The 14,431-nt window shown below is 73.5% G+C and carries 13 protein-coding genes and 1 riboswitch; of the genes, 8 read left to right on the forward strand and 5 right to left on the reverse strand.

Annotation, left to right across the window (positions count from 1 at the left end):
* The first annotated feature begins 5 nt into the window (after window positions 1–5).
* Window positions 6–1,280, forward strand: coding sequence for a glycosyltransferase 87 family protein (locus AB0K07_RS06485; protein WP_363751522.1), 1,275 nt, complete (start codon window positions 6–8; stop codon window positions 1,278–1,280).
* Here AB0K07_RS06485 and AB0K07_RS06490 read toward each other — a convergent pair.
* Window positions 1,179–1,730: a GNAT family N-acetyltransferase gene (locus AB0K07_RS06490; protein WP_363751523.1), complete on the reverse strand. Its 552-nt coding sequence runs from the start codon at window positions 1,728–1,730 to the stop codon at window positions 1,179–1,181. The genes AB0K07_RS06485 and AB0K07_RS06490 overlap by 102 nt on opposite strands.
* A gap of 79 nt (window positions 1,731–1,809) precedes the next feature.
* Between AB0K07_RS06490 and AB0K07_RS06495 the strand changes: the two genes are divergently transcribed.
* From AB0K07_RS06495 to AB0K07_RS06515, 5 genes are all read left to right on the forward strand, one after another.
* Window positions 1,810–3,039 carry a crosslink repair DNA glycosylase YcaQ family protein gene (locus AB0K07_RS06495; RefSeq protein WP_363751524.1) on the forward strand — a complete coding sequence of 410 codons (1,230 nt, stop codon included), beginning with the start codon at window positions 1,810–1,812 and terminating at the stop codon, window positions 3,037–3,039.
* A gap of 4 nt (window positions 3,040–3,043) precedes the next feature.
* Window positions 3,044–3,607 carry a DUF2752 domain-containing protein gene (locus AB0K07_RS06500; RefSeq protein WP_363751525.1) on the forward strand — a complete coding sequence of 188 codons (564 nt, stop codon included), beginning with the start codon at window positions 3,044–3,046 and terminating at the stop codon, window positions 3,605–3,607.
* Between the two features lie 563 nt (window positions 3,608–4,170).
* Window positions 4,171–4,911 carry an FAD-dependent thymidylate synthase gene (gene thyX, locus AB0K07_RS06505; protein ID WP_363752729.1) on the forward strand — a complete coding sequence of 247 codons (741 nt, stop codon included), beginning with the start codon at window positions 4,171–4,173 and terminating at the stop codon, window positions 4,909–4,911.
* Between the two features lie 47 nt (window positions 4,912–4,958).
* Window positions 4,959–5,885, forward strand: a complete 927-nt coding sequence (gene dapA, locus AB0K07_RS06510) for a 4-hydroxy-tetrahydrodipicolinate synthase (protein ID WP_363751526.1) — start codon at window positions 4,959–4,961, stop codon at window positions 5,883–5,885.
* A gap of 52 nt (window positions 5,886–5,937) precedes the next feature.
* The gene (locus AB0K07_RS06515) at window positions 5,938–7,626 is read left to right on the forward strand and encodes a ribonuclease J (protein ID WP_363751527.1); all 1,689 of its coding nucleotides are present in this window, start codon (window positions 5,938–5,940) and stop codon (window positions 7,624–7,626) included.
* Between the two features lie 64 nt (window positions 7,627–7,690).
* On the opposite strand, the gene AB0K07_RS06520 is transcribed toward AB0K07_RS06515, so the two are convergent.
* Both AB0K07_RS06520 and AB0K07_RS06525 read right to left on the reverse strand, forming a co-directional pair.
* Window positions 7,691–9,376: a YbjN domain-containing protein gene (locus AB0K07_RS06520; RefSeq protein ID WP_363751528.1), complete on the reverse strand. Its 1,686-nt coding sequence runs from the start codon at window positions 9,374–9,376 to the stop codon at window positions 7,691–7,693.
* Window positions 9,373–9,852 carry a YbjN domain-containing protein gene (locus AB0K07_RS06525; protein ID WP_363751529.1) on the reverse strand — a complete coding sequence of 160 codons (480 nt, stop codon included), beginning with the start codon at window positions 9,850–9,852 and terminating at the stop codon, window positions 9,373–9,375. Before AB0K07_RS06525 ends, AB0K07_RS06520 begins: the two co-directional genes overlap by 4 nt.
* 113 nt (window positions 9,853–9,965) lie before the next feature.
* Here AB0K07_RS06525 and AB0K07_RS06530 point away from each other — a divergent pair, with 113 nt between their 5' ends.
* Window positions 9,966–12,422 (forward strand): DNA translocase FtsK, encoded by a 2,457-nt coding sequence (locus AB0K07_RS06530; protein ID WP_363751530.1) that lies wholly within the window; start codon window positions 9,966–9,968, stop codon window positions 12,420–12,422.
* A 69-nt stretch (window positions 12,423–12,491) separates the two neighbouring features.
* Here AB0K07_RS06530 and AB0K07_RS06535 read toward each other — a convergent pair whose 3' ends face one another.
* Window positions 12,492–12,737 (reverse strand): hypothetical protein, encoded by a 246-nt coding sequence (locus tag AB0K07_RS06535; RefSeq protein ID WP_363751531.1) that lies wholly within the window; start codon window positions 12,735–12,737, stop codon window positions 12,492–12,494.
* 79 nt (window positions 12,738–12,816) lie between these two features.
* Entirely contained in the window at window positions 12,817–13,131 is a 315-nt protein-coding gene (locus AB0K07_RS06540) for an SMR family transporter (protein WP_363751532.1), read from the reverse strand.
* A 59-nt stretch (window positions 13,132–13,190) separates the two neighbouring features.
* Window positions 13,191–13,258: riboswitch (guanidine-III (ykkC-III) riboswitch) on the reverse strand.
* A 119-nt stretch (window positions 13,259–13,377) separates the two neighbouring features.
* On the opposite strand from AB0K07_RS06540, the gene AB0K07_RS06545 reads away from it, so the two are divergent.
* Window positions 13,378–14,301, forward strand: coding sequence for an ornithine cyclodeaminase family protein (locus AB0K07_RS06545; RefSeq protein WP_363752731.1), 924 nt, complete (start codon window positions 13,378–13,380; stop codon window positions 14,299–14,301).
* The last annotated feature ends 130 nt before the right edge of the window (window positions 14,302–14,431 follow it).

Consider the following 14,431-nt stretch of genomic DNA (forward strand, 5'->3'; position numbering starts at 1 on the left):
CGACGGTGGCGCAGGGTGCCAACAGGACGGCCGCGCAGGTCGTCGGGGTGGTGGTGCTCGCTGCGGCGGTCACCGCGTTCCTCGCCGTCGCCGCCGTCCGGCACGGCTTCTTCGACCTGAAGGTCTACTACGGCGCGTTGACGTGGTGGGTGCACGACGGCGGGGAGATCTACGACTACCTCAAGCCGGGCACCCAGTACGGCTTCACCTACCCGCCGTTCGCCGCGCTGGTCATGCTGCCGATGGCGTACCTGCCGTGGACGGTCGCGATCGTGGTGAGCGTGCTGGCCAGCGTGGTCACCACCACGGTGCTGATCTGGTGGCTGGTCGACCCGATCGCCCGCCGGGCGGGCTGGACCCGGTGGTTCGCGCTCGCCGTGGCGCTCTGCCTGGCCGCCGCGTTCGAGCCGATGCGGGAGACGGTCAACTTCGGCCAGGTCAACACGCTGCTGCTCTTCCTGGTCGCGGTGGACCTGCTGCGGCTGCTGCCGACCGGCAACCGGTGGGCCGGGGTGGGCATCGGGCTGGCCACCGCGATCAAGCTGACCCCGGGCATCTTCATCGTCTACCTGCTGGTCACGGGCCGCTGGCGGGCGGCGCTCACCGCCAGCGGCGCCGCCGCCGGCGTGTCGCTGCTGGCCGGTGCGCTCTTCCCGGACGCCTCCCGCGAGTTCTGGACCGAGGCGCTGTGGAACACCGGTCGGGTGGGCGAGCTGGCGTTCGTCTCCAACCAGTCGCTGCGCGGGGTGGTCGCCCGCCTCGACCCGGAGCACCCGAGCACCCTGCTCTGGCTGCTGCTGGTCCTCGGCACCCTGGCGCTCTGGGCGTGGCGGTCCCGGGCCGCCGTGGCGGTGGGCGACGAGGCGACCGGCCTGGCGCTGACCGGCGCGGTGATGTGCCTGGTCAGCCCGGTCACCTGGGTGCATCACCTGGTCTGGCTGCTGCCCGCGCTGATCCTGCTGGTCGACAACGCCATGGCCGCGCCGGCCGGTCGTCGCCGGCGGGTCCTGCTGGTCGCCGCCACCATCGGGTACGTGCTGCTGATCAGCCGGACGGTCTGGTTCTGGGAGAAGGACTTCAACGGCGTCGACGGCTTCGTGGGCAGCAACGCCTACGTCTGGATCAGCCTGGCGCTGCTGGCCTTCCTGCCGATCCGCCGATGGCTGGCGGCGGGCGGGTCAGTCGTCGAGGCGCCCGGCGTAGCGAAGCTCGAGCAGCCCGACGTGCGGTCGCCCGCCGGCAAGCGGCACCTGGTAGGTCGACCGTTCACCGTCCGGTGACAGCCCGGCCCGCTCGCAGAACTGGCGGGCCCGCCGGTTCTCCGCCAGCACCCAGAGCCGGTAGCCGGTCCAGCCCCGCTCGATGAGCCCGGCTCGGGCGGCCGCCAGCAGCGCGGAGGCGGTCCCGTCGCCCCAGCACGCCGGCTCCACGTAGAGCGCCAGCACCTCGCCGACCGCCGGGTCCAGGTCGTCGCGGTCCTGGTTGCGGCGGTACGGCCCGAAGGTGGTGAAGCCGACCACCAGCCCGTCCACCTCACCGAGCAGGGTGGTGAACGGGTGCTCCGGGTCGGCGGTGCCGATGTCGCGGCGGCGTTGCGCCCAGGCCAGGACGTTGAGCCGTCCGAGCACCTCGTCCGGCATGAAGCCGGCGTAGCCCGCCTGCCAGCCGTGCACGTGCACCCGGGCGACCGCCTCGGCGTCGTCCGGTTCCTCCCGGCGGATGGTCAGCATTGCACCGTTCTATGCCCCGGTGGCCGTCGCGTCCAGCTTCCCGCACCGGCGTCGTACCGATGAATTAGGGTCGCCGACGATGGCCGCACCGGAATCACTCTCGCTCGCCCAGGCCCGGCGGGTGGCGCTTGCCGCCCAGGGCTTCGCCGACCCGGCGCCGACCGGGGTGCCCACCCGCCGGCATCTGCGCCGGGTGCTCGACCGGGTCGGGCTGATCCAGATGGACTCGGTCAACGTGCTGCAACGCGCGCACTACCTGCCGCTCTACAGCCGGCTCGGGCCGTACCCGACCACCCTGCTCGACCAGGCCGCCTACCGCCGCCCCCGGGAGCTGTTCGAATACTGGGGCCACGAGGCGTCGCTGGTCCCGGTCGGGCTGCACCCGGTGCTGCGCTGGCGGATGGCCCGGGCGCACAGCGAGTCCTGGGGTGGCATGCGGCGGATCGCGCAGGAGCAGCCGGAGCTGGTCGCCTGGGTGCGTGACGAGGTGGCCGCCCGTGGTCCGCTGACCGCCGCCGAGATCGAGCACGACGCGCCCCGGGAGACCGGCAACTGGGGGTGGAACTGGTCGGCCGTGAAGCGGGCGCTGGAGTTCCTGTTCTGGGCCGGCGAGGTGGCCGCCGCCGAGCGCAGCACCTCCTTCGCCCGCCGCTACGACCTGCCCGAGCGGGTGCTGCCACCGACCGTGCTGGCCGCGCCCACCCCCACCGACGCCGAGGCGTACCGCACCCTGGTGGCCCTCGCCGCGCGGTCCCTCGGGGTGGCCGCCGAGCCGGAGCTGCGCGACTACTTCCGGCTGCCGCTGGCCGGTGCCCGGCAGGCCGTCGCGGAGCTCGCCGAGGCGGGTGAGCTGGTGCCGGTCACCGTGCCGGGCTGGCGGCAGCCGGCCTGGCTGCACGCGAGCGCACGGCTGCCGCGCTGGGTGCGGGGCAACACCCTGGTCAGCCCGTTCGACCCGCTGATCTGGGAGCGCAGCCGTACCGAGCGGCTCTTCGACTTCACCTACCGGATCGAGATCTACGTCCCGGCGCCGCAGCGGGTGTACGGCTATTACGTGCTGCCTTTCCTCCAGGGTGACCGGTTCACCGCGCGCGTCGACCTGAAGGCCGACCGCAAGGCCGGGGTGCTGCTGGTGCCGGCCGCGTGGATCGAACCGGGCGCCGACCCGGGGGAGACCGCCGTGGCGCTGGCCGCCGAGCTGTACCGGCTCGCCGGCTGGCTCGGGCTGGACGCGGTGGCGCCGCCCTCGGCCGGCGACCTGGCCGGTCCGCTCACCGCCGCGTTGGCCGGCGTGTCCGGTGTACCGTGAGCGCGTGACGAGCGCTCCCGGACCGGTGGACCAGCCGCAGCCCGCACCCGGGGCGGTCGACCCCTGGCCGGGCGCCCAGCCGGTGGCGACGAGCCCGCAGGGCGCCTACCCGGTCGCCGAGCCGGACCGGCTCACCCGTTTCGTGCTGCGGCTCTACGAGCGCTCGCCGCGCTGGGCCGTGCCGCTGGCCGCGGTCGGCTGCGTCGCCGCCGGCATGGGCTACGCGCTGCTCAGCGACCCGACCCACGCCAACCCGGACGCCGCGCCGACCTGCCTGCTCAAGCTGACCACCGGGCTGGACTGTCCGGGCTGCGGCGGCACCCGCGCGCTCTGGTACGTGCTGCACGGCGACCTGCCGGCCGCCGCCCGGCACCACTTCCTCTTCGTCTTCGCGCTGCCGTTCCTGGCGTACCTCTTCGTGGCCTGGGCGGGCAACCAGGCTTTCGGCTGGCGGCTGCCCGAGCTGCGGATCAGCTCCAAGGTCATCGGCGGCTTCCTGGCGGCGTGGCTCGCCTTCTCGGTGCTGCGCAACCTGCCCTGGGCGCCGTTCACCTCGCTCTACGTCTGAGCCCCGCCCGAGCGGGGCGGGGCCGGCGCGCCGGAAGCGCCCCTTCTGCAGGCCCCGCGGGTCCACCAGTGCGAGGTAGGACCTTGTCGTGGCCCTGTAGAGCTGCCCCGGATGTGGGGCAGGTATCCGGTCGGCTCTTCCCTACGGAACCGGGCGCGGCCCGGCGGACCGGTGGGCCTCGGCGGCCCGTGGGCTCCCCGCCTGGACCGGCGCGGACGAAGTAGGACCTGGTCGTGCGCCTGTGGAGCTGCCGCGGATGTGGGGCAGGTTTCCGGGCAGGCTCGGCGCAACGGCTCCGGCGGCTCGGCGCGGACCTGGCGGCTCGGCGCGGACCCGAGCCCGGACTGCGCCGGTGCCTGCCCCACACCTGGGGCAGCTCTACAGGCAACCGAGCACATGTCCGGGACCGGCGCGCGTGGGCGAGCTTGTCGAGATCTTGGACACCCGCAGCCCGCCCTGGTCGGGGGAGCGTCGGTGAATTGGCTGCAGCTGGGCGGTTTCTGCACCGCGAGCCCGAGTTGGGTGCGGGGCCGCCGACCACTACAGTCCCAGGCATGCCGGAGATGGTGCAGCCCCAGGTCAAGTTGATCGCGTGGACCCAGTTCGCGGCCCCGGACGACGTGCCGTGGTCGACGGACGCGGAGGGTGGCCAGGCGCTCGCCGAGTTCGCCGGCCGGGCCTGCTACCAGTCGTGGAAGAAGCCGAACCCGGCGACCGCCACCAACGCCGGCTACCTCGCGCACATCCTCGAGGTGGGGCACCTGAGCGTGCTGGAGCACGGGTCGGTCACCTTCTACTTCACCGGGGTGTCGCGTTCCTTCACCCATGAGCTGATCCGGCACCGCCACTTCTCGTACTCCCAGCTCTCCCAGCGGTACGTCCCGGAGCGGGACGCGGCCATGGTCGAGCCGACGGTGATCGCCGAGGACCCGGAGCTGCACAAGCGCTTCGTGGAGGCCGCCGAGGCGAGCGTGCGGGCGTACAACGAGCTGCTCGAGGGGCTGGAGCAGCGGTTCTCCGACGAGCCCAACCCGACGCTGCGCCGCAAGCAGGCCCGGCAGGCGGCCCGCGCGGTGCTGCCCAACGCCACCGAGACCCGGATCGTGGTCACCGGCAACTACCGGGCGTGGCGGCACTTCATCGCTATGCGCGCCACCGAGCAGGCCGACGTGGAGATCCGTGAACTGGCCGTGGAGTGCCTGCGCCAGTTGCAGGAGGTCGCCCCGAACGTGTTCGCCGACTTCGTGATCTCCGCCCTGCCGGACGGCACCGAGGTGGCGGCCAGCCCGCACGAGGCGTCCTGAGGCCTTCCCCGGCAGGCCCCGGCTGGTCGTCCGCTAGGTTGGAGGGTATGACGCACGACCACCCTGACGCCGCCACCCGACCGGTGTCCCGCCCCTTCGGGCGGCTGCTCACGGCCATGGTGAGCCCGTTCACCCCGGACGGCTCGCTCGACCTCGACGGCGCCGCCCGGCTGGCGAGCCACCTGGTCGACGAGCAGGGCAACGACGCGCTGGTGGTCAACGGCACCACCGGCGAGTCGCCGACCACCACCGACGCGGAGAAGGAACGCCTGATCCGGGCCGTCGCGGAGGCCGTCGGTGACCGCGCCAAGGTGGTCGCCGGCGTCGGCACCAACGACACCCGGCACACCATCGAGCTGGCCGCCGCCGCCGAGAAGGCGGGCGCGCACGGCCTGCTGGTGGTCACCCCGTACTACAACAAGCCGCCGCAGAGCGGGCTGCTGCGCCACTTCACGGCGGTGGCCGACGCCACCGGCCTGCCGGTGATGCTGTACGACATCCCGCACCGCTCCGGCGTGCCGATCGAGACCGAGACGCTGGTCCGGCTCGCCGAGCACGCCCGGATCGTCGCGGTCAAGGACGCCAAGGGTGACCTGACCGCCACCGGTTGGGTGACCAGCCGGACCGGCCTCGCCTTCTACTGCGGCGAGGACGCGCTCACCCTGCCGGCGCTGGCCGTCGGCAGCGTGGGCCTGGTCGGCACCTCGACGCACTTCACCGGGGCGCTGACCGCACAGATGATCGAGGCGTTCGACGCGGGGGACATGCCGGCCGCGCTGGCCCTGCACCGGCGGCTGCTGCCGCTGTTCACCGGCATCTTCCGCACCCAGGGCACCATCCTGGTGAAGGCGGCCCTGGCGGCGCTGGGCCTGCCTGCCGGCCCGGTGCGACCCCCGCTGGTGGACGCCACCGACGACGAGATCGCCCGACTGCGCGCGGACTTCGCGGCAGCGGGCCTGGAGCTGCCCGAATGAACGAACGACACGATGGGCGCCGAGTGACGGCGTCGCAGAATGAGGTGAACGCGTGACCGAGGCGCACATCGAGGCGGAACTGCCCCCGCCGCTGCCGGAAGGTGGCCTGCGGATCATCCCGCTCGGCGGGCTCGGCGCCATCGGTCGGAACATGACCGTCTTCGAGTACGACGGCAAGTTGTTGATCGTCGACTGTGGGGTGCTCTTCCCGGACGTCGAGCAGCCGGGCGTGGACCTGATCCTGCCCGACTTCGGCCCCATCCTGGACCGGCTGGCCGACATTCAGGCGATCGTGCTGACCCACGGCCACGAGGACCACATCGGCGCGGTGCCCTACCTGCTCGCCCACAAGCCGGACATCCCGCTGGTCGGCTCACAGTTCACCCTCGCGCTGGTCGAGGCGAAGCTGGCCGAGCGGCGGATCCAGCCGTACACGCTGACCGTGCGGGAGGGCGGCCGGGAACGGCTCGGCCCGTTCGAGTGCGAGTTCTTCGCGGTCAACCACTCCATCCCGGACGCCCTGGCCGTGGCCATCCGCACCCCGGCCGGCCTGGTGCTGCACACCGGCGACTTCAAGATGGACCAGCTCCCGCTCGACGGCCGGATCACCGACCTGGCCGGTTTCGCCCGGCTCGGCGCCGAGGGCGTCGACCTGCTGCTGTCCGACTCCACCAACGCGGAGATCCCCGGCTTCGTCACCCCGGAGCGGGAGATCGGGCCCGTGCTCGACTCGATCTTCGCGAAGGCGAAGGGCCGGATCATCGTGGCCTCGTTCGCCTCGCACGTGCACCGGGTGCAGCAGGTCTTCGACTCCGCCGCGGAGCACGGCCGCAAGGTGGCGCTGATCGGTCGGTCGATGGTCCGCAACATGGGCATCGCCCGGGACCTCGGCCTGCTCAACATCCCGGCCGGCCTGGTCATCGGGATCGAGGAGGCGACCACGCTGCCGCCGGAGCAGATCGTGCTGATGTCCACCGGTTCGCAGGGCGAGCCGATGAGCGCGCTGGGCCGGATGGCCAGCGGAGACCACCGGCACATCACCATCGCCCCCGGCGACACCGTCGTGCTGGCCTCCTCGCTGGTGCCGGGCAACGAGACGTCGGTCTACCGGGTGATCAACCGGCTGGCCCGGGCCGGCGCGGTGGTCGTGCACAAGGACGTCGCCAAGGTGCACGTCTCCGGGCACGCCCCGGCCGGTGAACTGCTCTACCTGCTCAACGTGGTACGGCCCAGCAACCTGATGCCGGTGCACGGCGAGTGGCGCCACCTGCGTGCGCACGCCCGCCTCGGCGTCGAGTCCGGCGTGGCCGCCGACCGGGTGGTGCTCTGCGAGGACGGCGACGTGGTCGACCTCGTCGAGGGCCGGGCCAGCCTGGTGGGGCACGTGAAGAGCCGGTACGTCTACGTCGACGGCCTCGCGGTCGGCGACGTCAGCGAGTCCCTGCTCACCGAGCGACGGATCCTCGGCGACGGCGGCTTCATCGCCACCACGGTGGTCGTCGACTCGGTCACCGGCAAGGTCGTCGCCGGCCCGACCCTGTCCGCGAAGGGCTTCTCCGAGGACCCGGAGGCGTTCAACCCGGTGATCCCGCTGGTCACCGAGGCGCTCAACCGGGCCGCCGCCGACGGCATCACCGACCCGCACCAGCTCCAGCAGATCGTCCGGCGCACCGTGGGGCGGTGGGTCAACGACGCGTACCGTCGTCGGCCGATGATCGTGCCCACCGTCGTCGAGGTCTGAGCAACTCCCGCTGACGCCGGTCCACCCGAACGGGGTGGGCCGGCGTCGCCGCGTCCGGGGCGCGTCAGGGCAACGCGGCGACCGCCTCGGCGTACGCGACACCGGTCGCGATGGCGGCGTCCACCAGCACCAGCAGCTGCGCCGGGGCAACCCCGTGCGCCAGGTCGGTGGCCACGTCGCCGGCCAGCACCAGCTCCTCGCCGAGGTCGTGCGCGTACGCCTTGGGCAGCAGCCGGTCGTGGTTCCACGCGTTGCAGAAGGCGTACGCCTCGGCGCGCCGCGCCACCGGCAGCCGGCGGGCCGCCATCGTGCGCGCGTGCAGCACCTCGCCGCGCTCACCCGCCCGACGGAACTGGATCACCGCGGCGCCCCAGCGGCCGACCACCGTGCCACCCTCGTCCACCCGGTAGCGGTCGCCGCGCCGGTCCAGTGCCATCGTGATCATGTCGAGGGTCAGCGTCACGAGCTCACGCTCGCCCGGCCCGTCCGCGGTCCGTTCGTCACCGGCCCGGCTGTCACCGGTCACGTCGGCGTCGCCGGGATCCTCGGTGGGCTCGTCCGCGGGCAGCGGCACCGGCTCCGCGAGTGGCCGCTCGGCCAGCCAGGCAGCCATCCGACCAGAGTGGTGGCCGGTGCCGTTGCGGGCGTCGAAGCTGCCCGCCAGCTCGCTGGCGATCTCGCCCAGCAGCGCGCCGAGCGTGGCCACGTCCGGCTCGGTTGCCGGCCGGTCACCGTACGCGGGGCGGTGCACCGTCCGCCCGCCCAGGCCGGCCTCCACCGCCAGCCCGCAGACCAGCGCCCCCGCGGCGGCGAACTCCATCGCGGCGAGATCGTCGGTGGGCCGGTCCAGTCGGGGCAGCTGCTCGGCGAGGATCTCCAGCCCGCGTTCCAGGTGCCCGCCCAGCGCGCAGAACCGCAGGTGCGCCGCGAGGTACGGGAACGCCGCACGTTCGCGCCGGTGCCGCCGGTACGCCCGCACGTGTGCCGCCGCCGCCCGCTCCGGCTCGCCGGCCCGCAGGCCGGGCAGCAGCTCGGCGACCAGCGCCCGCTCGGGCTGATCGGTGCAGTCCTCCGGGTCACCGGCGCACTCCCGCAGCTCGGCGAGCGCGGCTCGCCACTCGCCCCAGCCGGCGAGCAGCTCCGCGCGCCGGGCCGGGGCGCAGCCCGGGCACCCGCCGGTCGGCCCGGGACGCGTCCCCGCCCACCGCTGGTACCAGTGGCGGGCGGTGGGCTCGTCGCCGAGATGGTCGGCGATCCGGCAGCGCAGCTCCGCGACGGTCGACGCGTCCGGCCCGTCGGCACCGACGCGGTGGGCCAGATCGTCCAGGAGGGACCGGGTCTGGTCCAGCCCGACCCGGGGGGTGCCGAGCAGGGCCTCCACCGCGTACCGCTGGTAGCGCAGCAGCAACCCGGCCTCGGCGTCATCGAGCAGCTCGGACCGGTGGTCGGCGGCGGCCCGGCAGCGCCGTACCGGCTCGACCAGTCGCCAGCGCTCCCCGTTCAGCAGGTACGCCTCGATCAGCGCGAACCGGGCGTCCACCGCGGACCGTGCGTCGCCGGCCGCGTCGGCCCGTTCGGCGAGCCGTTCCAGGGCCACCAGCCGACCGGGCCCGTCGGGCAGGTCCCGGGTGTCGGCGAGCGCGGTCACCAGCGCCGGGACGCGCCGGACGGCGACCGGGTCGGCGGGCCGGGCGGCCGGCGCGCCGGGATCGTCGGTCCGGCTGCTCGTGGACTCCTCCCGGCCGGTCATGCCGGCACCGCGCCGGGCAACCGGCGGACCGCCACGGCGAGCTGGCAGCCGGCCGAGATGCCACAGTCGAGCAACTGGTCGAGCTGGTGCGGGGTCACCCCGCGCTCCAGATCGGTGATCACCTCGCCGCAGACGCGGGCGCGGCCGTCGTCGTCGACGTGCACGAACGCCTTCGGCCAGAGCCGGTCGTGGTTCCACGAGTTGCAGAACGCGTACAGCGCGGGGACCTGCTCGATGGAGAAGGTGGGCGCGACCATGGTGCGGACCTGGAGCAGCTCGCCGTCCCCGCCGAGGCGCAGGAACCAGATCAGGTTGTCGTCGAAGCGGCCCACCAGGTCGCCGTTGACGGCGCGACCGACGGTGCGGCCGCGGGCCGCGAGCACCGCCGCGACGAGTTCACCGGTCAGCGGACGCAACACGTCAGGGTGCCCGGCCAGCGGATCGTCCGGACCGTCCTCGAATCCCGGCGACGCCATCGGGCATCCCTTCTGAGGCGGATATCACGACCGGCGGCGCGGTCCGTGCTGCGACGCGCGGACACGACCCGGAAAAGCGGCGATCTGCCGGGTCCCGCCGTTACCGTGACTCTATGGCGGGCCGTACCTCTCAGGCGAGCCGGCGACGCGGCGCGTCGCCGCGCGGTGGCACCAACAGTCGTGCCCGCCAACCGGCGAAGAAGACCCGGGCGCCGGTTCGGCGCCGCACCACGGCCGCCCGGCCCGGCCCGGCCGTCTACGTGGGCCGGGCGATCGGTGCACTGTGGATGGGGCTGGCGCACGGCATGGGCTGGGCGGTGCGGGCCGCCGGCCGGCAGGCCGCCTCGGCCCGTGACCTCGACCCGGAGCACCGTCGCGACGGCGGCGGGCTGCTGCTGTTCGGCCTCGCCCTGCTCAGCGCCGTCGCGCTCTGGTTCTCCGGAGCGGGGCCGGTCGGCGTGCGGCTGGCCGACACCGTGCGGCTGTTCCTGGGCGCGATCTCCGTGGTGGTGCCGGTGCTGCTGATGATCGGGGCCTGGCGGTTGATGCGCCAGCCGGCCGATCCGGCACACCGGGGCCGGGGGCTGATCGGCTGGGGCTCGCTGCTGGTGTCGACCGCCGCGCTGCTCCAGATCGGCCAGGACCCGGCGGGCCCGGTGCAGCGTGACTTCGCCGGCGGCCTGGTCGGCGCCGGCGTCGGCGGTCTGCTGGAGCGGGCGGTCACCGCGTGGGTCGCGGTGCCGCTGCTGATCCTGCTGCTCCTGTTCGGCCTGCTGGTGGTCACCGCGACACCGATCAACAAGATCCCCGAGCGGTTGGGCCTGCTCGCCGGTGGGCTGGTCGCCCCGCCGGACGCCACCGAGGAGGAGACGGACGAGACGGTTCTCCGGCCGGCGCGCAAGCGACAGGCGAAGCGGATGCCGCCGCCGGTGGACCCGGACGACTTCGACGACCTGGACGGCGCGGACTTCCAGGAGACCATGGTGCTGCCGCGCAAGGCGCCGGCGAAGGTGCCGGCCAGCCGCAAGCCGGCCGAGCCGCCGGAGCACTCGCCCCCACCGACCCGGGCCGAGCAGCTCGCGCTGACCGGGTTGGCCGGCGACTACACCCTGCCGCCGGCCAACATGCTCAGCGCCGGTGCCGCCGCGAAGACCCGCAGCAAGGCCAACGACGAGGTGATCGCCGCGCTGACCGGGGTGTTCGATCAGTTCGACGTGGACGCCGCCGTCACCGGCTTCACCCGCGGCCCGACGGTCACCCGGTACGAGGTGGAGCTGGGGCACGGGGTCAAGGTCGAGCGGATCACCCAGCTCTCCCGCAACATCGCGTACGCGGTCAAGTCGCCGGACGTACGGATCCTCAGCCCGATCCCGGGCAAGAGCGCCGTCGGCGTGGAGATCCCCAACACCGACCCGGAGAACGTCGCGCTCGGCGACGTGCTGCGCTCGCGGGCGGCGACGAGCGACCACCACCCGATGGTCGTGGCGCTCGGCAAGGACATCGAGGGCGGCTACGTGGTGGCCAACCTCGCCAAGATGCCGCACATCCTCATCGCGGGCGCGACCGGCGCCGGAAAGTCGTCGTGCCTCAACACCCTGCTGGTGTCCATCCTCACCCGGGCCACCCCGGACGAGGTGCGGCTGCTGCTGATCGACCCGAAGCGGGTCGAGATGACCGGCTACGAGGGGATCCCGCACCTGGTCACGCCCATCGTGACCAACGCCAAGAAGGCTGCCGACTCGCTGGACTGGGTCGTCCGCGAGATGGACATGCGCTACGACGACCTCGCCGCCAACGGGGTCCGGCACATCGACGACTTCAACCGCAAGGTGCGCAACGGCGAGATCAAGGCCCCGCCGGGCAGCGAACGGGAGATGCGTCCGTACCCGTACCTGCTGGTGATCGTGGACGAGCTGGCCGACCTGATGATGGTCGCGCCGCGCGACGTGGAGGACTCGGTCGTCCGGATCACCCAGCTGGCCCGGGCCGCCGGCATCCACCTGGTGCTGGCCACCCAGCGCCCCTCGGTCGACGTGGTGACCGGCCTGATCAAGGCGAACGTGCCGTCCCGGCTGGCGTTCGCCACCTCCTCGCTGGCCGACTCACGGGTCATCCTCGACCAGCCGGGCGCGGAGAAGCTGCTCGGCCGGGGCGACGGGCTCTTCCTGCCGATGGGCGCCTCCAAGCCGGTACGGATCCAGGGCGCCTGGGTCACCGAGCGCGAGATCGCCGACGTGGTGAAGTTCTGCAAGGACCAGCGCGAGCCGGAGTTCCGCCCGGATGTGCTGGCCCCCGCCCAGGAGAGCAAGAAGAAGATCGACGAGGACATCGGCGACGACCTCGACCTGCTGGTGCAGGCGGTCGAGCTGGTGGTCACCTCGCAGTTCGGCTCCACCTCCATGCTCCAGCGCAAGCTGCGGGTCGGCTTCGCCAAGGCGGGCCGGCTGATGGACCTGATGGAGACCCGCGGCGTGGTCGGGCCCTCGGAGGGTTCCAAGGCGCGCGACGTGCTGGTGAAGCCGGACGAGCTGGAGGAGGTCCTGGTCGGCCTGCGCGGAGACGCCGACTGACCGGGCGAACGGGCCGGCAACCACGACGGGCCCGCCGGAAGCCGGCGGGCCCGCGTCGGGGGACGGTGGTCAGTTGTTGATCAGCGCGGAGATGACCACCAGGCTGATCACCGCCGCGACGACGCTGGCGGCGGCGGCGTACCAGCCGAGCGGCTTGTCGCCGAGCACGGCGCCGACGATGCCCGCGATCACGCCGAGCACGCCGAAGATGATCGGGTTGAGCAACAGGGCGAGCACCGCGAAGACGAAGCCCACGATCGTGAGGATCCGGGCGGCGTTGCTGCGCGGGCGGGCGGTGCTGGGCATGTCGGCCATGTCTGCCTCCGGGTGAGAGCCTGTCGTGACGGATCGATCACTACCCACTGTGGGCGTCGGCCACGCGTGCCGCAGGAGGTCAGTGGAAGATCTTGAGCCCGACCACGCCGGCCACCACCAGCAGCAGGCAGAGGATCCGGGGCAGGCTCGCCGACTCACCGAGCGCCAGCATGCCGACCAGGGCGGTGCCGACCGCGCCGATCCCGACCCAGACCGCGTACCCGGTGCCGACCGGGATCTCCCGCAGCGCGTACGCCAGCCCGCCCATGCTGAGCACCAGGGTCACCACGAACACCAGTGACGGGACCAGCCGGCTGAAGCCGGCGCTACGGTCCAGGGCGATCGCCCAGGCCGTCTCCAGGAGTCCCGAGATCACCAACACCAGCCAGGCCATCGTCCACCTCACGGGGAGCACCCGGCCATCGCGCCGGGACGAGTCGAGTCTGCACGTCGCACGGGGCGTCTTGGCCTGACCGGGTACGCCCACCACTCGTCCGGAGCGGCCACGGGCGACCGGGCCACCGGTGCCGACGCTAGCACCGGTCGCCCGCCGACGGCGGAGCCGGTCAACGCCGCGACGCGGTGACCCCCACCACGCGACGTTGACCTGCACCTGAGTTCAACTTGCAGTATGGCCGTCATGACCCTGCTCTACGCCGACCCCGAGGTCGCCGCCGTGCTGGACGCCGTCACCACGGTCGACGCCATGCGCGCCGCCCTGCTGGCCGCGTACGACGGGCGGCTGGTCGCCCCGCCCCGGGCCGCCGCCCCGCTGGGCGGTGCGCGGATGGTGCTCACCGCCGGGCACCTGGTCGGCGAGTGGTACGGCTACCGCTCGTACGACACCTTCGGCCATCCGCAGGGCGAGCAGCTGGTGGTGCTGCACGACGCCCAGACCGGCGCCATCCGGGCCGTGGCGGTCGGCGAGGAGCTGGGCTCCCGGCGTACCGGCGGTCTGGGTGGCGTGGCGGTCGACGCGCTGGCCCGACCGGACGCGGCGACCCTCGGCGTGATCGGCTCGGGCCGGCAGGCGTGGACCCAGGTCTGGGCCACCGCCGCGGTCCGCTCCCTGCGCGAGGTGGTGGTGCACAGCCGGTCCGCCGCCCGCCGGGACGCGTTCGCCGCCCGGGTCCGCGCCGAGCTGGGCGTGCCGGCCCGCGCGGTGGCCGACCCCGGCACGGCGGTGACCGGACGGGACCTGGTGGTGCTCGCCACCACCAGCCCCACCCCGGTGCTCCGCGCCGCCGACCTGAGCCCCGGCACGCACGTCAACGCCGTGGGCTTCAAGCAGCGCGACCGCAGCGAGTTCGGCACCGACCTGCTGGACGTCGCCGATCTGCTGGTCACCGACTCGCCGGCCCAGGCCGCGGACTACCGGCCGCCGATGCTCGCCGCCACGCCCCCGTACGCCGGGCGGCTGCGCGACCTGGGTGGCATCCTGGCCGGCGCGGTCCCCGGCCGGACCACCGCGGACCAGCTCTCCGTCTTCTGCTCCACCGGCCTGGCCGGCACCGAGGTGTTCCTCCTCGACGCGCTGACCCGGGTGGCCGCCACCGCGCGCTGACCCGAACGCGGGCGGGACTGACCGAACAGCGGACCGTCGCATGGGCGACCGGGCGGGTCGCCGGTTGTGCGAACCGATCATGATGAGGGTGACCGTCGCGATCGCTGGCGGAGTAACCCGAACGTGAGGT

The sequence above is a fragment of the Micromonospora sp. NPDC049301 genome (assembly GCF_040678715.1).
Lineage (GTDB): Bacteria > Actinomycetota > Actinomycetes > Mycobacteriales > Micromonosporaceae > Micromonospora.